Source organism: Nonomuraea sp. CA-141351, assembly GCF_050944675.1.
Classification (GTDB): domain Bacteria; phylum Actinomycetota; class Actinomycetes; order Streptosporangiales; family Streptosporangiaceae; genus Nonomuraea.
The window spans coordinates 1649928-1667929 of sequence record NZ_CP191982.1; the positions used below are offsets into that span (position 1 = coordinate 1649928).

General features: G+C 68.0%; 18 protein-coding genes and 1 tRNA gene. 11 read left to right on the forward strand and 8 right to left on the reverse strand.

Annotated elements, in window-relative coordinates:
* Positions 1–180 precede the first annotated feature (180 nt).
* From ACQPWU_RS08310 to ACQPWU_RS08320, 3 genes are read left to right on the forward strand one after another with little or no spacing between them, the layout of a single operon-like run.
* Positions 181–1566 carry a family 2B encapsulin nanocompartment shell protein gene (locus tag ACQPWU_RS08310; RefSeq protein WP_433438145.1) on the forward strand — a complete coding sequence of 462 codons (1386 nt, stop codon included), beginning with the start codon at positions 181–183 and terminating at the stop codon, positions 1564–1566.
* A 13-nt stretch (positions 1567–1579) separates the two neighbouring features.
* Positions 1580–2746, forward strand: a complete 1167-nt coding sequence (locus ACQPWU_RS08315) for a family 2 encapsulin nanocompartment cargo protein terpene cyclase (protein WP_433438147.1) — start codon at positions 1580–1582, stop codon at positions 2744–2746.
* 17 nt (positions 2747–2763) lie between these two features.
* Entirely contained in the window at positions 2764–3609 is an 846-nt protein-coding gene (locus tag ACQPWU_RS08320; protein WP_433438149.1) for a geranyl diphosphate 2-C-methyltransferase, read from the forward strand.
* A 68-nt stretch (positions 3610–3677) separates the two neighbouring features.
* Here the strand turns inward: ACQPWU_RS08320 and ACQPWU_RS08325 are convergent, their stop codons facing one another.
* From ACQPWU_RS08325 to ACQPWU_RS08340, 4 genes are all read right to left on the reverse strand, one after another.
* The gene (locus tag ACQPWU_RS08325) at positions 3678–4775 is read right to left on the reverse strand and encodes a hypothetical protein (protein ID WP_433438150.1); all 1098 of its coding nucleotides are present in this window, start codon (positions 4773–4775) and stop codon (positions 3678–3680) included.
* A complete protein-coding gene (locus ACQPWU_RS08330; RefSeq protein WP_433438152.1) occupies positions 4772–5278 on the reverse strand; it encodes a SigE family RNA polymerase sigma factor in 507 nt (168 codons plus the stop codon). Before ACQPWU_RS08330 ends, ACQPWU_RS08325 begins: the two co-directional genes overlap by 4 nt.
* A 122-nt stretch (positions 5279–5400) precedes the next feature.
* On the reverse strand, positions 5401–5835 hold the full coding sequence (locus ACQPWU_RS08335; protein ID WP_433438153.1) for a CBS domain-containing protein: 435 nt from the start codon (positions 5833–5835) through the stop codon (positions 5401–5403).
* Between the two features lie 79 nt (positions 5836–5914).
* Complete coding sequence (locus ACQPWU_RS08340; RefSeq protein ID WP_433438155.1) at positions 5915–7279, reverse strand: MFS transporter; 1365 nt, start codon at positions 7277–7279, stop codon at positions 5915–5917.
* 46 nt (positions 7280–7325) lie between these two features.
* On the opposite strand from ACQPWU_RS08340, the gene ACQPWU_RS08345 reads away from it, so the two are divergent.
* From ACQPWU_RS08345 to ACQPWU_RS08365, 5 genes are all read left to right on the forward strand, one after another.
* The gene (locus ACQPWU_RS08345) at positions 7326–7844 is read left to right on the forward strand and encodes a winged helix-turn-helix transcriptional regulator (RefSeq protein WP_360684359.1); all 519 of its coding nucleotides are present in this window, start codon (positions 7326–7328) and stop codon (positions 7842–7844) included.
* A 33-nt stretch (positions 7845–7877) separates the two neighbouring features.
* Positions 7878–8489 (forward strand): class I SAM-dependent methyltransferase, encoded by a 612-nt coding sequence (locus tag ACQPWU_RS08350; RefSeq protein WP_433438158.1) that lies wholly within the window; start codon positions 7878–7880, stop codon positions 8487–8489.
* Positions 8490–8528: 39 nt separating this feature from the next.
* The gene (locus tag ACQPWU_RS08355) at positions 8529–8876 is read left to right on the forward strand and encodes a hypothetical protein (protein ID WP_433438160.1); all 348 of its coding nucleotides are present in this window, start codon (positions 8529–8531) and stop codon (positions 8874–8876) included.
* A gap of 12 nt (positions 8877–8888) precedes the next feature.
* Positions 8889–9731 (forward strand): universal stress protein, encoded by an 843-nt coding sequence (locus ACQPWU_RS08360; RefSeq protein ID WP_433438161.1) that lies wholly within the window; start codon positions 8889–8891, stop codon positions 9729–9731.
* A 108-nt stretch (positions 9732–9839) separates the two neighbouring features.
* Positions 9840–10883 (forward strand): cellulose binding domain-containing protein, encoded by a 1044-nt coding sequence (locus tag ACQPWU_RS08365; protein ID WP_433438163.1) that lies wholly within the window; start codon positions 9840–9842, stop codon positions 10881–10883.
* Positions 10884–10963: 80 nt separating this feature from the next.
* On the opposite strand, the gene ACQPWU_RS08370 is transcribed toward ACQPWU_RS08365, so the two are convergent.
* From ACQPWU_RS08370 to ACQPWU_RS08385, 4 genes are all read right to left on the reverse strand, one after another.
* Complete coding sequence (locus ACQPWU_RS08370) at positions 10964–11164, reverse strand: YbaK/EbsC family protein (protein ID WP_433438164.1); 201 nt, start codon at positions 11162–11164, stop codon at positions 10964–10966.
* Positions 11165–11206: 42 nt separating this feature from the next.
* Entirely contained in the window at positions 11207–11869 is a 663-nt protein-coding gene (locus tag ACQPWU_RS08375; protein ID WP_433438166.1) for an AIM24 family protein, read from the reverse strand.
* A gap of 79 nt (positions 11870–11948) precedes the next feature.
* The gene (locus ACQPWU_RS08380) at positions 11949–12584 is read right to left on the reverse strand and encodes a hypothetical protein (RefSeq protein ID WP_433438168.1); all 636 of its coding nucleotides are present in this window, start codon (positions 12582–12584) and stop codon (positions 11949–11951) included.
* Positions 12585–12624: 40 nt separating this feature from the next.
* On the reverse strand, positions 12625–13011 hold the full coding sequence (locus ACQPWU_RS08385; RefSeq protein WP_433438170.1) for a response regulator transcription factor: 387 nt from the start codon (positions 13009–13011) through the stop codon (positions 12625–12627).
* A 114-nt stretch (positions 13012–13125) separates the two neighbouring features.
* Between ACQPWU_RS08385 and ACQPWU_RS08390 the strand changes: the two genes are divergently transcribed.
* The 3 genes from ACQPWU_RS08390 to ACQPWU_RS08400 all read left to right on the forward strand — a co-directional run bounded on the left by ACQPWU_RS08390 (position 13126) and on the right by ACQPWU_RS08400 (position 16344).
* A tRNA-Arg gene (locus ACQPWU_RS08390) sits at positions 13126–13197 on the forward strand.
* A gap of 858 nt (positions 13198–14055) precedes the next feature.
* On the forward strand, positions 14056–14403 hold the full coding sequence (locus ACQPWU_RS08395) for a hypothetical protein (RefSeq protein ID WP_433438172.1): 348 nt from the start codon (positions 14056–14058) through the stop codon (positions 14401–14403).
* Between the two features lie 696 nt (positions 14404–15099).
* A complete protein-coding gene (locus tag ACQPWU_RS08400; RefSeq protein ID WP_433438174.1) occupies positions 15100–16344 on the forward strand; it encodes an IS256 family transposase in 1245 nt (414 codons plus the stop codon).
* The last annotated feature ends 1658 nt before the right edge of the window (positions 16345–18002 follow it).

Genomic DNA, 18002 nt, shown 5'->3' on the forward strand with positions numbered 1-18002 from the left:
CGCGCGCGGCAGGGCAGGGCCGAGCACAAACGAGTGAGCCGCCGTGGCTAGATCACTCTCGCATCGAGGTTAGCGCTACGTGACCGTCAGGCAACTCTACGCAATGATCCGGCCTGACTACGTTCAGTGGTGGATGCCTCATGAACACCTGCTGTCACAGGCGATCGATTGCGAGGGAACATGTCAACGGAGCCGCGGTTGAGCCTGGACACTCGGGCCGCGCGCAACCTGGCCACCACCACCAAGACGCGCCCGCAGATGCAGGCCATCACCTCCCGCTGGCTGCTGCGCAGGCTGCCGTGGGTCGACGTGCGCGGCGGAACGTACCGGGTCAACCGCAGGCTGACGCACCGGATCGGGCGCGGCCGGGTGAGCGTGGTGCTGAACGGGGCGGACGACGTCCGTATCATCCCCGAAACGCTCTCGGAGCTTCCCCCGCTGCGCGGCTTCGACGACCTCGACGTGCTGACGGCGATCGCCGCGACGTTCGCGCCGCGGGAGTTCCAGGCAGGCGACGTCATCGCCGAGGCCGGCGCCCCGATCACCGAGACGTACGTCATCGCCCACGGCCGGCTCAACCGGCTGGCCACCGGCGACTACGGGGACACGCAGCTCCTCGGCGTCACCACCGACGGCGAGCACCTGGGCGACGAGGTGCTCGAGCACGAGAACCCGCGCTGGCCGTACACCGTCAGGGCCGCCACCACCGGCACGATCCTGGTGTCGCCGCAGGCCGAGCTCCAGCGACTGCTCGACGGCTCGCCCGCTCTGCGGGAGCACGTCGAGCGGTATCTGGAGGAGACGCGCAAGCCCGTCAACCGCCGCGGGGAGGCGGCCGTCGCGATCGCGTCCGGGCACGTCGGCGAGCCGACGATCGACGGCACGTTCGTGGACTACGACCTCCATCCCCGCGAGTACGAGCTCAACGTCACGCAGACCGTCCTGCGGGTCCACACGCGCGTGGCCGACCTCTACAACGACCCCATGAGCCAGCTCGAGCAGCAGCTGCGCCTGACGGTCCACGAGATCCGCGAGCGCCAGGAGTGGGAGCTGCTCAACAACCGCGAGTTCGGCCTGCTGCACAACGCGGACTACGACCAGCGGATCAGCACCTGGTCGGGCCCTCCGACCCCCGACGACCTGGACGACCTGATCAGCATGCGCCGCAAGACCCGGTTGCTGCTCGCCCACCCCAAGGCGATCGCCGCGTTCTTCAGGGAGTGCAACAAGCGCGGGCTGGTGCCCGGCAGCGCGGACGTGGACGGCCACGAGATCCCGGCCTGGCGAGGGGTCCCGATCTTCCCCTGCGGCAAGATCCCGATCTCGGAGAACAACACCACCTCGATCATGGCCCTGCGCACGGGAGAGGAGGACCAGGGGGTCGTCGGCCTCTATCAGACCGGCATCCCGGAGGAGCACGAGCCGGGGCTGAACGTGCGGTTCATGGAGATCAACCCGCAGGCCGTGATGTCGTACCTGGTCAGCGCCTACTACTCGGTGGCGATCCTGGTGCCCGACGCGATCGGGATCCTCGAGAACGTCGACATCGCGGCCCCGCGCGTCTAGGAAGGGCGACGTCATGCCCGACATCGCAGCAGGCCCCACCGGCCTGGGGACCTCCGCGCTGCACCTGCCACCGGTGGACCGCCATCGCGTGCCACGGCCCGGCGAAGGCGACGGGCACGAGCCCCCCAGGCCCGTCCCACTGGACCCCGCGCAGGCGCTTCGCGGCGCGGCCTACCAGCACAGCCTCGCCCCGCTGCCGTACCGGGAGCGGCAGTGGGGCGACGGGTCGTACCCGCCGCTGTACTGCCCCGAGACCGTCAGGGACGACCAGGAGCTCGCCGACGAGGTGGACCGGCGGTTGGCCGCCTGGGCGGAGCGGGCCGGCATCCACGAGGGGCGGATGGAGGAGTTCCGGGCGACCGGGTACGGGCGGCTGGCCATGCTCGCCCATCCCGACACCGACGACCCCGACCTGCTGCTGGTCGCGGCCCAGATGAACGCCGCCTGGTGGGCCGCCGACGACTACTACGCCGACGAGACCGAGCTCGGCGCGACGCCGACCGAGCTCCCGCCGCGGCTCGCCCTCGTGACGTCGGCCATGGACCCGCCGCCGCCCGCGGGCGACTACACCCGTCAGCTCGAAGAGGCGATCCAGGCGGACCCCGTCCTGGTCTCGCTGAGATCGGCCACCGGCCACGTACGCCGTCACGCCAGCCCTTCGCAGGTGGGGCGGGTCTGCAACATCACATCCCAGATGTACGTGAGCTGGACCGCCTACGCGGCCTGGCGCTACCTGGAGACGCCGCCGCCGGTGTGGCGCTATCTCGCCGCCCGGCAGCACGACAGCTTCTACACGTCCATGACGCTCATCGACATCGTGGGCTCGTACGAACTGCCCGCCGACCTCTTCTTCGACAGCGGGTTCCACACCGCGCTCATGCAGGCCGGCACCGCCAGCGTGCTCGTCAACGACCTCCACTCGGTCGCCAGGGAGGCGGCCGACGAGCTTCCCGACTCCAACGTGATCCTGCTCATCGCCGCCGAAGAGGGCTGCTCAATCCGCGAGGCGACAGAACGCGCCGTCGCCATGCACAACGACTTCGTCCGAGGCTTCGAAGCCAGCCAGCGACAACTCGCCACCGTCCCGTCCGTCGAACTGAAGCGTTTCCTGCGCGGGGCGCAGGCGTGGATGGCCGGCTGCCTCGAATGGCACAGCACCACCAGCCGCTACAAGTCATAGAGAAAGGAGCTCCGCCGATGACGGCCACACCCGTCCTCAGCACCTTCTACCAGCACTCGGTCGCCGACTATTGGAACTCGGAGCAGAACCCGGTCAACCTGCGCCTGGGCGAGGTCGATGGCATTTACCACCACCACTACGGCCTCGGAGAAGCGGACTGGTCGGTCCTGGAGGGTCCGGAGGCGACCCGCCGGCAACGAGTCGTCGAGGAGCTCCACCGGCTCGAGCACGCGCAGGCCGACACCCTCATCACCAATCTCGGCCCTCTGCGGCCGGACCACCGGGTGCTGGACGCCGGCTCGGGCCGCGGCGGCTCCAGCCTCCTGGTCAACCTCAGGCACGGCTGCCATGTCGACGGCGTGTCCATTTCCGAGTCCCAGGTGGTCTTCGCCAACGAGCAGGCCAGGATGCGGGGTGTCGCCGACAAGGTGCGCTTTCATTTCCGCAACATGCTGGACACCGGGTTCGAGACTGGATCGTTCCAGGCGATCTGGAACAACGAGAGCACGATGTACGTCGAGCTCTCCTTGCTGTTCGCCGAGCACGCCCGCCTCCTGAGCCGCGGCGGCCGTTACGTGTGCATCACCGGGTGTTACAACGACGCCTACGGCCTGCCGTCCCGCGCCGTCAGTCAGATCAACGCCCACTACATCTGCGACATCCATCCCCGCAGCACCTATTTCAAGGAGCTGGCGGCCAACCGTCTCGTCCCCATCAACGTCGTCGATCTCACCGCCGCCACCATCCCGTACTGGGAGCTTCGCGCCAAGACCCACCTGGCGACGGGGATCGAGGAGGCCTTTCTCGAGGCGTACAAGGACGGCAGCTTCCAGTACCTCCTCATCGCCGCCGACCGCGTCTGACGCCCCCTGGCGGGCCCCTCCCGGCGGCCAGGCCGGAGCAGGGGTCCGCCCAGTCCTCGTCCGCGCGGCTACTTCCCGGAAGCGGTTCCGGGCAGGGTAAGGCTCTGCATGGTCTTGGGGGAGTAGTCGGCAACGTGCCTGGCCTTCCCGGTGTTGACGTCGACCACGTAGGTGCTGTACTCGCCGTCCAGAGTGAGGACCGTGACCTCGGACGGGCTCTGCCAGACGGAGATGCGGAAGATGCCACGGGGCTTCGCCAGGCCCCGGACGGTCACCTTCCGCAGGATCCGCCCGGTCTTGGCGTCGAGGAGGGTGAGCACCGGCTTGGTCCGGTCCTTCGTGTCGTAGGCGGCCACCGTGCGGCCGTCCGGGGCGAGCTCGCTGAAGTTGATGAACACGCCGTCGAAGCGCACCGGCTTGCCTCCGCCTGTGACGGGCATCAGCCACAGGTCGGTCTTGACGTATCGGACCAGCTCGACGACGCCGTCCTTGACGGTGACGGCCTCGTACTTGCCCGGAAGGGTCGTCGACTTGCCGGTGCGTACGTCGATCAGCATTCCGGGCTTCTTGCTCCCCACCTTCGGGTCGAAGACCAGATACCGGCCGTCGTCGGAGACCACGAGCTGGTTGCCCAGGTCGAACTGGTCCTCCGTCACCTTGACGGGCGAGGTCACCTCGGCGCCGCTCACCAGGTCACGGACCACGTGTGCCTGGGCCTCGCGGCTGTAGTAGGCGAGCATCCGTCCGTCCCGGCTGACCGCGATGCGCATGTCCCGGCTCAAGTCGCTCGCGACGAGCGCCTGCGGCACCCGGTAGGTCGTGCCGGTGCGGGTGACCACACGCCACTCCTGGACGCCGCAGTCGATGATGCGCCGTTTGTCGTCGATGTGGCAGGGCGTCAGGTAGGCGTGGCTGATCGGCCCCACCTTGCCGTCCGGCAGGTCGGCCACCGTGGCGGTGCGCTGCGGCGTGGCCGTCTGGGGGACGCGGGGCCAGATCGCGACGGCCCCCGCCGTCGTCGCCACCAGCGCCGCGGCGGTCACCACAGCGGTCACCACCAGCCTGGTCCGCTGCCTGCGCCGGTGGCCCGCGATGGCCGCGTTGGCCAGGCTCACCAGCGGTGCCTCCTCCGCGAGGTCCTTCAGTGCCTCGCGCAACCTCGTCATCGGGCTACCTCCTGGATGTGCAGGTCTGCCAGCTCTGGCGCGAGCGCGCGCAGGCGGGCCAGCGCGTGATGGGTCTGGCTCTTGACGTTGCCGATCGAGCAGCCGAGCGCGTCGGCCGTCTGCGCCTCGGTGAGGTCCTCCCAGAAGCGCAGCACGATCACTGCCCGCTGCTTGCGGGTCAGCTTGGCCAGCGCCTGCCGCAGCACGATCCGGTCGAGCGTGGCCTCGTCATGGGAGGTGCCCTGCTCGGGCGGGTCGGCGCTCGGTAACTCGGGGCGGGGCCGGCGCCGCCAGGAGATGTACTGGTTGACCAGTGCTTTTCGCGTGTAAGCCTCGGGGTTGCCGTCCCTGGACAGCTTGGACCAATGCCCCACGACCTTGGTCAGCACGCTCTGGAGCAGGTCCTCGGCGAGGTGGGCGTCTCCCATCAGCAGGTACGCGGTTCGCATCAGCGATTGCTGGCGGGCGAGCACGAACTCGCGGAAGCCGTCGTGACGATCCAATGCGCTCTCCTTTCGCCCGTTGCCAACGCGTCCCATAGGGCAAAAGGTTGCACTCCATTTACACGGCGAATGGGACCCCAGTTGGAGTCCCATTCGTCTGATCGGTCCGGACAGGCGTCGCCTCAGGAGGGTGCGTAGACCCTGTGGACGAACTCGGCGAGCTTGTTGTCCGGCAGTTCCTTTGCCAGGTCGGCCTCGCTTACCATGCCCACGATCCGGTGGTTGTCGATCACGGGCAGTCGCTTGATCTGGTGCTGCTCCATCTTCATCAGCGCCTCTTCGACGCTGCTGCCGGCATCCACCCACACCAGCCCCATGGCGAGCTCGCTCGCCGTGGTCCGGTCGAGGTCCTTGCCCTCGGCGCAGCACTTGATGACGATGTCCCGGTCGGTGATGATTCCTTTGAGCCGGTCGTCGTCCCCGCAGATCGGCAACGCGCCGACCGACAGGTCACGCATCATCTGCGAAGCCCTGCGCAGGCTGTCATGTTCGCCGATGCATTCCACTCCGTGGTGCATCACGTCCTGAACGGTCTTGCCGACTCCCGATGTGCTCATTGCTACCTCCTCCGAGACGGTCGAGGGAATCTTCCAACGAAGGCCCCCTACCCCATCTGGATGAGATCGCACGAGCGGTTCAGGGAAGCTCGTGCCGGGCACGAGCCGGCGTGGCGAGGGCGGCGACCGCAGTGACGGCCATGAGCACGATGCAGGCCGCCACCGTGATCGTCGTCCCCCGGCCCCAGCCGAAGGCGCCGATGACGGCCGCCACCGCGGCCGCGCCCAGCGAGGAGCCCACGTAGCGGGCGGTGTTGTTGGCCCCGGAGCCCATGCTCACGCGGTGGGCGGGCACGCTGTCGATCGCCAGTTGCGTGATCGAGGAGTTGATCAGTCCGGATCCGGCCCCGCTCACCGCCAGTCCGGCGACGACCAGCGGAAGGCGTAGCGAGTCACCCACGCCCAGCAGGCCGGCGAACCCGGCCGCGCTCAGCCCCAGGCCGAGCGCCAGCCGCGCGGCCGTGCCCAGCCGTACGTGCCTGGTCAGCAGCGACGCCACGAACGACAGCCCCGACCAGACGCAGAACAGCAGCGCCGCGTCCAGCGGCGTCAGCCCGTGCACGGCCTGCAGCACGCTCGGCAGGTAGCTGAGCATCCCGACCACCGCCGCCCCCACGACCAGCGCCCCGCCCGTCGCCACGAGGAACGCCGGCCGCCGGAACAACTCCAGGTCGAGCAGCGGCTCCGCCCGCCGGCGCTCCACCGCCACGAACGCCCCTACCAGCACCACCGCCACCACGAAAGCACCCAGCACGACCGGCCGCGACCATCCGACCCGCCCTTCCGTGACCCCCGCGACCAGCGCGGCCACGCCGAGGCTGAGCAGCGCAACCCCCGGCACGTCGAACCTGCGCGGCATCGCCGACCGCGACTCCTCCAGCACCCGGGCGGACACCACGGCCAACGCCAGCGCGCAGGCCGCCATCAGCCAGTAGACCGCCCGCCAGCTCACCACGGTCGCCAGCGCCCCGGACACCAGCGGCCCCAGCGCCGTGCCGAGCCCCATCATCGCCCCGTACCGCCCGCTGGCCCGCACCCGTTCCCTCCCTCCCGGGTAGGCATGACCGACGATGCCCAGGCTCGCGGCCAGCATCGCCGCGCTCGCCCCGCCCTGCACCAGCCGGGCCAGCACGAACACCGGCACAGACGTGCTCGCCGCGGCCACCACGCTCGCACCTGCCAGCACTCCCGTACCCACCACCAGCACCCGCCTGCGCCCGTAGTCGTCGGCCAGACCGCCGGAGACCAGCAACACCGACGACAATCCCAGCGCGATCGCCCCCAGGATCCACACCGGCCCGGTCGGCCCCGCGCCCAGCGACGCGGCCGTCTGCGGCAGCGTCACCATCGGCAAGGTGTAGTTCGTCAGCACGAGCAGCGGCGCCGACGACGCCACGGTGAGCGTCGCCCGCCGCTCCACAGTCAGTTCGGTCATTGAACTCATGCCGCGAACGGTAGCACAGTTCAGTGAATGAACTAATATGGATCCCATGGCGCTCGGCAAGAACTACGACGGCCAGGACTGCTCCCTGGCCAAAGCCCTGGAAGTGATCGGCGAGCGGTGGACGCTCCTCGTGGTCCGCGACGCCATGTACGGCGTGCGCCGCTACGGCGACTTCCTCGCCCACCTCGACATCCCGCGCGCGGTGCTGTCCCAGCGGCTCACCGCCCTCGTCGAGGCTGGCGTCCTCGCCAAGCGCCGCTACCAGGACACCCCGCCGCGCGACGAGTACGTCCTGACCCCCATGGGCCGCGAGCTCTGGATCCCCGTGCTGACCCTGGGCCAGTGGGGCGAGAGGCATCTCAGCGACCGCGGCCCGCGCCGCCTGTTCCACCACGTGACCTGCGAGACCAGGCTCGACCGCCAGTCGTACTGCCCGGCCTGCGGCCGCAACGTCCCGCTGGACGAAATCGAGGTACGGCCGGGCCCCGGCCTGGAGGGCAACAGGCACGATCCGGTCAGCCGCGCCCTCGAGTCACCCCACCGGATGCTGGAGCCCATCCCCTGACCCTGACGTGGCACGGCATGGCATGATCCAGCGATGGAAGATCCCACCCCCACGACCACGGCCAGTTACGACCGCATCGCTCCCGATTTCGCCGCACGCTCGGAAACCTTGGACAGCACTTTCCTTGCCTTCAGGCAGCGCTTCGCCAACGCGCTGTCCCCAGGCAGCCTGGTGGCCGACCTGGGTTGCGGGCCCGGACGGGACGCGGCCTGGCTTCTGGAGCAGGGGCTGCTGGTCGTCGGAGTCGATCGCTCGTACGAGATGGTCAGGCTGGCCGGCGCCCGCGGGGTCCCCGCGATGCTGGGTGACCTGCGACGGCCGCCGCTCGCCCCCGGCTCCCTGTCGGGTCTGTGGTCGGTCGCGGCGCTCCTGCACGTGCCCGCCGCCCAGACCGAGCTCACGCTGCGTGCCTGGTCGATGGCCCTGAGTCCGGGCGGCATGCTGGGGCTGAGCACCTCGGCGGGCGACGGCGAGGGCTGGGAGCAGGTGCCGTACGGCGGCGAGCTGTACCGGTGGTTCGTGCACCGCGAGCCGGAAGTGCTGCTCGGCCTGCTCTCCGAGGCCGGGTTCGAGGTCCTCGAACACCGCGTGAGCGCGACCCACCGCACCTGGCTCAGCGTGCTCGCGATCAAGCGTGAGGTTTGACGAGCGCCCTGGGCGGTATGGTCCCCATCAGGGGAAACAATGAAAAAGATCGCCGCTGTCGCAGGACTTGTGGTCATGGCCACGTCCAGCGTGACCGCCGCCTTCGCGGACGGTACAGGCCAGCAAGAAGTGAGTCAGCAGCAGTACGACACCCTCATCTCCCAGTGCCGCTACGCCGAAACCGGTAAGGCGAAATGCCGGGAAGCGGTCAAGGAGACATACCGCGTGGGCAGGGTCGACACCAAGCTCGACTGCCGCACGTACTCCGGCGTTACCGTCTGTGGCACGCTCAAACTAGGCAAGGCGCAGCGCCAGTGCCTCCGCGACTCCATAGCCAGGGGACTTCCGTTCCGACGCGCCGAGGTGGAGTGTTACGCGTTCGCCTAAGGAGCAGATTCCGTGATCATCGTGGGCGTCGACGGCTCGCGCACCGGGCTGGACGCCGCCGGCTGGGCCGCCACGGAAGCGGCGCTGCGTCAAGCGCCGCTCACCGTGGCGCACGCCGTTCCGAAGTGGGTGTGCGAGGAGACCCAAGGCCGCTACGCCGAGGTGGGCCGGTGGATGCGCGAGGGCGCGAAGACGGTGCTCGTCTCCGCCCGGGACAGGGCGCTCCGCGAGCGGCCCGAGATCACCGCAGAGACCGTCCTGCTCCCGGGTGACCCCCGATCCGCCCTGGTCAAGGCCTCGGAGGGGGCCGAGCTGCTGGTCGTCGGCAGCCGGGGGATCGGCGGCGTGCGGGGGTTGCTGGTGGGCTCCGTCGCGTACGGGGTGGCCGCGCATGCGGCCACGGACGTGGTCCTGGTACGCGAGCGCCCTTCGACGCCGCGGGGCGAGATCGTCGTCGGGGTCGACGGCTCACCAGGAGGCCGGCGGGCGATCGAGTTCGCGTTCGCCGAGTCCGAATTGCGCGGCGCGAGGCTCTGCGCCGTACACGCGTGGGCCTGGCCGCATCCGAGCGGTTTCGAGCCCGCCGACCCCGACAGCGAGCGGGACGCGCTGCGGGAGCTGAACGATCTGCTGGCGGGGCAGCGCGATCGGCATCCCGGGGTCGAGGTGGTGACGGAGGTCGTGCACGGCCATCCCGTCGAGGTCCTGAGGGAGGCAGCCAAGGGAACGGACCTGCTGGTGGTCGGCTCCCACGGACGCAGCCAGCTCGCCGGGATGCTCATGGGCTCGATCAGCCAGGCCATGCTCCACCACGCGCCCTGCCCGCTCGTCGTGGTCCGCCAGGGCCAGGCCTGAAAGTCACACGGCGTCTTCGCAGGTCATGGACCTGTGCGTACTGAGTCGCCTTTCGTCGTACCAAAGCGCTTTTTACGATCAGCGCAGGCTACGACGGGAGAGCAGACGATGCGCAGGACCAGCACTTTGCTGGCGGTGATGCTGGCCTTTGCCGCTGCGGTGTTATTCGCGACGACCACCCAGGCCAGCGGCGCCGCCGCCACCAGGATCATGCCCCTGGGTGACTCGATCACCGGATCCCCCGGCTGCTGGCGGGCCCTGCTCTGGAACCGGCTCCAGAGCACCGGCTACACCAACATCGACTTCGTCGGCACCCTCCCGCTCCAGGGCTGCGGCGTCCCGTACGACGGCGACAACGAGGGCCACGGCGGCTACCTGGCCACCAACATCGCCAATCAGAACCAGCTGCCGGGCTGGCTCTCCGCGACCAAACCCGACATCGTCCTGATGCACCTCGGCACGAACGACGTGTGGAGCAACATCGCGCCGGCGACGATCCTCAGCGCGTTCACCACGCTCGTGAACCAGATGCGGGCCGGCAACCCCAACATGAAGATCATCGTCGCCAAGATCATCCCCATGAACCCGTCGAGCTGCGCCGACTGCGGCCAGCGCGCCGTGAACTTCAACAACGCCATCCCGGCCTGGGCCGCCGCGACCACCACCCAGCAGTCGCCGATCACGGTGGTCGATCAGTGGACGGGGTTCAGCACGAGCACGGACACGTACGACGGCGTGCACCCGAACGCCGCGGGAGACCAGAAGATGTCCGACAAGTGGTACCCGGCCCTGGTGAGCGCCCTGTCCGGGACCTCCACGCCGACGATCACCCCAACCGTTACTCCTACCGTTCCCGCGGGCGGTTGCACGGCCACGTACAAGATCACCAACCAGTGGCAGGACGGCTTCCAGGGCGAGGTCACCGTCAAGAACGGCGGCGCGGCGCTGAGCGGGTGGACGGTGCAGTGGGCGTTCGGGAACGGGCAGCAGATCAGCCAGCTCTGGAACGGCACGCTGAGCACGAGCGGCTCTTCGGTGACCGTGCGTAATGTGGGCTGGAACGGGTCGCTCGCGCCCGGGGCCTCGACGACGTTCGGCTTCATCGCCTCGTGGAGCGGCACGAACACCGCTCCCACGCCCACCTGCTCCTGACCTCTCCTACGCTACGCGAGCGTGATCGGCTACGGCCTGGGCTTGGCTACGGCCTGGGCTTGGCTACGGCCTGGGCTTGGCTACGGCCTGATCTTGGCTACGTGAGAATGATCGGTGCCAGCCTGGGCTCGGCCCAGCCGCACGTAGTCGTCGGTGGCCGGCGCGACGGACCGGTCGAGCCTGGCGGCGTTGAAGTACAGCTCGGGCTGGTCGAGCAGCGACGGGTCGGCGACCAGCTCGAGCCGGGAGTCGTGGCTGAACGGGAGCACCGTCCCGCTCATGCTCCCGGCCGGCTCCTCGGCCTTCTCCTTGCCGGCGACGGATCATGAGGCGGTGACGACCGGCGCCCCTTCACTGGCCTGCACCAGCACGAACCCCTGCCCGCTGAACGCCAGCTGCATGGCCTCCCCACTGCCACGCCCGATCAGCGCCCCCACCTTCATCGTCCGGTTGACGCCCACCCGCAGCCCGGTGCTCCAGCACACCGCGGACTGGCCGTCGGCGTACGTGGGCATGCGGGCGACGTCGAGCAGCACCGGCGTGCCGTGCGTGGTCACCGCCACCCACCCCGTCCCCGTGACCGTGGTGTTGAACAGCCCGCCCGCCGCGATCCCGGCGCCCTGCACGCGCTGGATGTCCCAGGTGAGCTGCGGCTGGAACGCCAGCAGGTTGCGCCCGTTGACGGTGATCCCCTCGTTCTCCAGGTAGAACAGGTGAATGTCGTCGGCATTGTCGGCGAGGTAGAGCAGCCCTTCACCGCGTACGCGCATCAGCGACGCGCCCTCGCCCGTCACGGCCTTCTTGAACAGCTTGCCGAGGCCTCCGCCTTCGTAGTCGAAGTCCATCTGCCCTTGGAAGGCGACCATGGAGCCCTGCTTGGCCAGAACTTCGTGCGGCAGCTGAACTCTGAGCATCTTGCCGTTCTGGAGCGCGAATCCCGGGGGCAGCGGCTGGGACTCGAGATTGCCGAAAATGGAGCTACGCACGGTTGGGCCTTCCTGGGTCGGACAAGCAGTAGGGCCAGCGTACGTAAGGAATTCGGCTACAGCGCGTAAAAAGAATCGGCTACAACTGGGCCCGCGCCTCTTCGATCGACCGCATCACGCCTGCCGCGCCATTGGCCTCGGCAATCTCACCGGCCTCATCGAGCACCGCCACGGCGTCATCATGCCGCCCTTCCGCAACGGCGATATAGGCCAGTCCCACCAGATTGGCCGCCACGCCGGCCTGGAACCCGATTTCTCTCCGGAGCCGTACGGACTCCTCCAGCCGCTCCCGCGCCGCCTGCAACCGCCCGGCGACGTGCTCGGCGATGCCGAGGTGGCGTAGGACGTACGAGAGCGTCAGCTTGTCGCCGGCCTTGGTCGCGAGGTCATGGGAGCGCTCGAAAGCCGCCCGCGCGGACTCCTGGTCGCGCCGGACGACCTGATGAAAGACCCCCACCCAGAACAGCGCCGCACCCTCACCCCGCACGTCGCCGACCAGCCGATAGAGCGCCACCGCCCGCTCGAACAGCGCCAGCTCCTCCGCGTCCTCGCCCTGCCCGTCGAGAAACCGTGCGTGCGCGACGCGACCGCGAGCCAGCGCCAGATCGGCCTCCAGAGCGTCCAACTCCCGGTCGGCCACCTCCAGCCCGCCCGCGTCACCACCGAAAACGGCCCGCTCGTACATCGCCTCGGCCCGCTCAAGCCGCGCATCCACGCCCAGCACCCCACTCACCCTCTCTGGCGGAGGTCATTCCTCAGCCCAGCCCACCAGCCGCCAGATCTCTCACAACCTGAATCAGCTCGGCCGGATCAAACGGCTTGGTCAGATAGGCGTCCACCCCGATCCCCAGCCCCCGCCTCTTGTCATCGTCCTGCGCCCGCGCCGTGATCAACACGATCTTGATGTGATTGGTAGCCTCCCCGGTGCGCAACTTCTCCGCCGTCGCCCATCCGTCCAGGCACGGCATCATCACATCCAGCGTGATGACATCCGGCATGACGTCGAGCACGCGATCAAGGCAGTCCTGCCCATCGGTGGCGGTCGCGACCTCGAACCCCTCCAGGTTCAGATTGACCGCGATGAGCTGACGGATGACCTCATCGTCGTCGACGACCAGTACTTTCCCAAGAACCTCGCCCACGGCCGCAAAGTTACCTGTAGCGGGGTGGTGACGGGTGGTTTTCGCTGGATGCGTACGAGGAGCTTTATCCGGTGCCGAGTGGTGTCGGGATGCTGATAGCCTTTCACTCGTCGAGCCCCCTTAGCTCAGGGGATAGAGCACCGGCCTCCGGAGCCGGGTGCGTAGGTTCGAATCCTACAGGGGGCACACGATCTTGAGCAGCGGTTCCGGCCGCTGACCAGGGCGAACATCGTAGGTACGGGCGGGCCTCCAGTCTCACGGAGTCCCGCCCGTTCTCGTTGGCGCTCGCGGGTTGTGGGCCAGGTGTGGGCCAGGATAGAGCTTCTGAGCAAGCCTCGAAAGGTGAGGCGGCGCCATGCCACCCTGTGCCTTCCTCACATGCCGCATTACCTCAATGAAGGGCGGCGTTGGAGACCGCCGCGACACGCGGGGCCAGTGAGCGTACATCGACATCGGGCTTCAATGGAGGGCGGCGCTGGAAAGCGCCAGGAGGAGTCGCTACCGAGCCCTCGGTAGGGGTTTCCTCGACCTCGATGAAGGGCGGCCCCCAAGAGCGCCACGACAAGGACCGCACGGTCAACGTGTTCGTGAAGACCGAGCCTTGATGAAGGGCGGCCCCCAAGAGCGCCGCGACTTCGCCGAGAAGTTCAAGGCCCCGCACACGGCCGACGCGCCTCGATGAAGGGCGGCGCCCATGAGCGCCGCGACGATCACCGGCCTCGGCACCACCTTCAACCTGCCCAAGCCTCGATGAAGAGTGGCGCGACCTCGGCCCACTGGCTGGGTTCAGCTTCGCCGTTTTCGTGCCTCGATGAAGGGTGGCGCCCATGAGCGCCGCGACTGGCACCGGCGCGTTCACCAGCCTGGTGGTGCCGCAGCCTCGATGAAGGGCGGCGCCCCAAGAGCGCCGCGACGCGCAGCAGCGGCGGCAGCAGCAGCGCGATCTCGCCGCCTCGATGAAGGGCGGCGCCCAAGAACGCCGCGACGCGCCTCGGAGTCGTTCGCGTACGACTTCGACAACGGGCCTCGATGAAGGGCGGCGCCATGAGCGCCGCGACTGGGGTGCCGGAACGGCGCCCGGAACTCGAGGTGCTCACCTCGATGAAGGGCGGCGCCCAAGAGCGCCCACCCCGGGGCCGGGCTGGCGATCATCCCGCGCATCTACCGGCCTCGATGAAGAGCGGCCCCCAACAGCACCGCGACCCTGTTCTGCAACAAGATGATGCAGACCAGCGAGAGGTCTCGATGAAGGGCGGCGCCCATGAACGCCGCGACCACGATCCTGGCCTGTTCCTTCTCGCTGGCGCACGGGCCTCGATGAAGGACGGCGCCCATCAGCGCCGCGACAGCGGATCCTTGGCGTCGGCGCGGACGGTCCGGATACCTCGATGAAGGGCGGCGCCCAAGAGCGCCACGACCTGGTCGGCGGCGGCATCGTGGCCGCGATCGTGGGGCCTCGATGAAAGGCGGCGCCCAAGACCGACGCGACTCCGTATGGTCGACGTCGTCGACATGACCCAGCCCGCGCCTCAATGAAGGGCGGCGCCCAAGAGCGCCGCGACCCGCTCGATCGCACCGGCGACGCCGCGGTGTTCGAGGAGCCTCGATGAAGGGCGGCCTTCATGAACGCCGCGACCCGCGACGGCCTACCCAAGCACACCATGACGAGCTAGCTTCGATGAAGGGCGGCGACCGAGAGCGCCGCGACCGGATGCCTCTCAGCTTACTGAGGGCGTGCGCATGACGACGCCTCGATGAAGGGCGGCGCCGCCCGAGAGCGCCGCGACCTCCGGCATGGATGACCCGGGCGCGCTGGGCTACAAGCCTCGATGAAGGGCGGTGCCCAGGAGCGTCGAGACGGGACCTGGAACTCGCGGCCCAACGGCCACTGCTTGACGCCTCGATGAAGGGCGGCGCCCAAGAGCGCCGCGACCCGAGAGCGTTAGCGTCCACGGGAGTGGTGTACGGGTTTGAACCTACTCGTCACCTTGATGCCCGTGAGGGAAGATCGATGTGACATGGGGGCGGCCACTCCGCGATCCTTCACAGCTGTCGAAGGCATAAGAAGGAGAACGAGAAGTGGCCGCTATGGACATTCTGCCTGCTGAGGGTGAGTGGTTCGACGAGACCCTGGCGCAGGCATCGCCCGATGTGCTGCGCGAGATGGTCGTGCGGATGGCGCAGATGATGATGGACGCCGAGGTCGAGCAGCGCTGCGGCGCCGGCTACGGCGAGGTATCGGACCAGCGCGTCAACTCGCGTAACGGCTACCGGCGGCGCGAGTGGGACACCCGCGCGGGCACGGTCGAACTTGCCATCCCCAAGCTGCGGCAGGGGTCGTACTACCCGGACTGGCTGCTGGAGCGGCAGCGGCGGGCCGAACGGGCGCTGGCCTCGGTGGTGGCGACCTCGTACCTGCTGGGCGTCTCGACACGGCGGGTGGAGAGGCTGGCCGAGCAGCTCGGGGTGACCAAGCTGTCCAAGTCGCAGGTCAGCGTGATGTCCCGGGAGCTGGATCAGATGGTGAGTGAGTTCCGTAACCGGCCGTTGGATGCCGGGCCGTACACGTTCGCGTGGATCGACGCGTTGACGCAGAAGGTGCGTGAGGGCGGACGGACGGTCAACGTGCACGCCCTGGTCGCGACCGGCGTCAACGCCGACGGCCACCGCGAGATCCTCGGCATCGACGTCGTCTCCAGCGAGGATGGCGCGGGCTGGCTGGCGTTCCTGCGCGGACTGGTCGCCCGCGGCTTGTCGGGGGTCAGTCTGGTCATCTCCGATTGCCATGCCGGGCTGCGCGACGCGATCGGCTCCACGCTGCCTGGCGCCTCTTGGCAGAGGTGTCGCGCCCACTACGCGCGTAATCTTTCGACGACAGTTCCGAAGGTGGCCCAGCCGTGGGTGGCCACCATGCTGCGCACCATCTTCGAGCAGCCCGACACGGCCTCGGTGCGAGCGCAGCACCGCCAGGTCGTCCAAGCGCTGGAGGACAAGTATCCCAAGGCCGCCGAGCACCTGGATGACGCACGCGAGGACATCTTGGCCTTCGCTGTCTATCCCAAGGCCGTGTGGCGGCAGATCTGGTCCAACAACCCCCAGGAGCGGCTGAACAAGGAGATCCGCCGCCGCACCGACGTGGTCGGCATCTTCCCCAACCGTGATGCCATCATCCGGCTGGTGGGCGCGGTGCTGGCCGAGCAGCACGATGAGTGGACCGAAGGCCGGCGCTACCTCGGCCTGGAAATCCTCGCCGACTGCCGCAAGGCCGCGGAGAGAAAGGAAAGAGAAGACGCTAGTGACACTAATGTGACTATCGATGCGATTGCTGCTTAAATAGGAATTAGATCGCAGAGTTGGCTCGTGACTACCGGCTGGTCACCCCGGTAACGTTGCTTATTCGGCATCCTCGCCTCTTCCTGGCCTAGATCTACCTGCATCGGCCGCGTCCAAGATCGTGGTGTATGAGATTCGACCACGCCGTCAGCATCGCGGCGGCGCAGCGTGTTGACCCGTGTACATGGTGACCCTCGGGCCGTCGAGGTCAAACCTTTAGTAGACGCATGGCCAAGACGGTTCCGTCCTCGTGGACTGAAACGGGACCTCCCCACGTCTGCTCAGGCCAGGTTCCACGCCTGTTGTAGATGTCATTGCGGTACTGCTCAACTCTTCCCGGCATCGGGTGACCGTTCTTGCCTCTTGGGCTTAGGAGGGCGAAGAGATCGAACGCGACTCCGGAGAACGCTTCCACTCGCTTGTCGTTCAGTCGAAAGACATGATCCGTGCCGATGAATCGAATATCGAGCAGTTCCTGGGCCGCGTCCTGAACACTGCCTGCCGCCGCGTGCGCGAAACCAGTGGTGTAGCGCTGTTCCCTGGCGTGTCGTCAAGTATTGAGCGGTGGTGTCTCCATCGCCAGTAAAGGCTGCCACCCCAGCTGTAGCCGTTCGCGCCAGCAAGTGTTGGAACCATGCATAATGCTGAGGCTGGATATGAAAGCCTGGCTCTGAATCCGGGACTTTACCGCCTTGAGCGAGGGGCTGGATCCCGGGCATGATGTTCTCGTTCTCGGCGGCACTGTCCATGTTGCGCAGCGGCAGTTCGGGGAAAGCGCTCAGCTGGCCACCCTCTCCACGGGCATGGAGGCAGTGGATTGTGACCGGACCCTCCATTGGCAACTCCGCACTGAAGACGATGCAAGGCGTCTGGCCCCACCTCCCGATGTGCATAGCCTCCACGTGGGTTGAGCATGCTGCGAGTTGCCCGTAGGAAGAATTGGGCCCGCGGCCGTGATTTCCCTTGGTCGCCATCGGGAAGACCTGTGACGGCTCGCCTGGCTTCCAGACTTCGGCGAAGAAGTCAGGTTGGTACGGATAGCCAGACGATCCCTTGGCCCACCCCGCACGTAGGATGGCGTCCGCGCTGACGATCGATATGAAACGGTCCGGGTAACGCTGCCTGAGCGCGTGCCTGGCCAGTGCTAGGGCGAGGCCCTGCCCTAGTTCTCGTGATTGTAGTTGCTTGTAGTATCGAGCTATGCCCTTACCTTCATCAGACGGCTGCATGTACGTGCTGGAAGGATCAACGACGAGGCGCCGGGAGGGCGACATGATTAGAATCGCGGCAATCGTCCTCCTGGCGTGCGTGATCGCGGTGCAGTTCCCCGGCCCCGCCGTCGCAGCTCGCACCGTTTCGGCCGCGGGCGTGGTGGCGGAGGTGGGAGAATGTCCGCCAGCGTATGGAGCTGAGCAATGCCGTCGAGGACAAGAGCTTTACGAGGCGTGCCGTGTCCGTTATGGCCAGCCGGACGCATGGTGTTCTGGCGTTATGACCGACGCTCTGGAATGCCAGGAGCAGTACGCGCGGAATTCCTGCTTCGCCCTCGGTCATCGGGAGGCCGAATGCGCAAGGAACGCCGGGCTCGAGAGCGGCGTCTGCGCGAGAATGAAAAACGCCTACATGGCCTGCTACGCAGCTTTAACGCACGAGCTGTG

What these genes read in the sequence shown, in the direction of transcription:
- ACQPWU_RS08345 (WP_360684359.1), top strand. Translation starts at nt 7,326, where the DNA reads ATGGCGCTCGGCAAGAACTACGACGGCCAGGACTGCTCCCTGGCCAAA.
- ACQPWU_RS08370 (WP_433438164.1), bottom strand. Translation starts at nt 11,164, where the DNA reads ATGAGCGGGACGGTGCTCCCGTTCAGCCACGACTCCCGGCTCGAGCTG.
- ACQPWU_RS08310 (WP_433438145.1), top strand. Translation starts at nt 181, where the DNA reads ATGTCAACGGAGCCGCGGTTGAGCCTGGACACTCGGGCCGCGCGCAAC.
- ACQPWU_RS08320 (WP_433438149.1), top strand. Translation starts at nt 2,764, where the DNA reads ATGACGGCCACACCCGTCCTCAGCACCTTCTACCAGCACTCGGTCGCC.
- ACQPWU_RS08355 (WP_433438160.1), top strand. Translation starts at nt 8,529, where the DNA reads ATGAAAAAGATCGCCGCTGTCGCAGGACTTGTGGTCATGGCCACGTCC.
- ACQPWU_RS08365 (WP_433438163.1), top strand. Translation starts at nt 9,840, where the DNA reads ATGCGCAGGACCAGCACTTTGCTGGCGGTGATGCTGGCCTTTGCCGCT.
- ACQPWU_RS08315 (WP_433438147.1), top strand. Translation starts at nt 1,580, where the DNA reads ATGCCCGACATCGCAGCAGGCCCCACCGGCCTGGGGACCTCCGCGCTG.
- ACQPWU_RS08325 (WP_433438150.1), bottom strand. Translation starts at nt 4,775, where the DNA reads ATGACGAGGTTGCGCGAGGCACTGAAGGACCTCGCGGAGGAGGCACCG.
- ACQPWU_RS08335 (WP_433438153.1), bottom strand. Translation starts at nt 5,835, where the DNA reads ATGAGCACATCGGGAGTCGGCAAGACCGTTCAGGACGTGATGCACCAC.
- ACQPWU_RS08340 (WP_433438155.1), bottom strand. Translation starts at nt 7,279, where the DNA reads ATGAGTTCAATGACCGAACTGACTGTGGAGCGGCGGGCGACGCTCACC.
- ACQPWU_RS08350 (WP_433438158.1), top strand. Translation starts at nt 7,878, where the DNA reads ATGGAAGATCCCACCCCCACGACCACGGCCAGTTACGACCGCATCGCT.
- ACQPWU_RS08400 (WP_433438174.1), top strand. Translation starts at nt 15,100, where the DNA reads ATGGACATTCTGCCTGCTGAGGGTGAGTGGTTCGACGAGACCCTGGCG.
- ACQPWU_RS08395 (WP_433438172.1), top strand. Translation starts at nt 14,056, where the DNA reads ATGAGCGCCGCGACTGGGGTGCCGGAACGGCGCCCGGAACTCGAGGTG.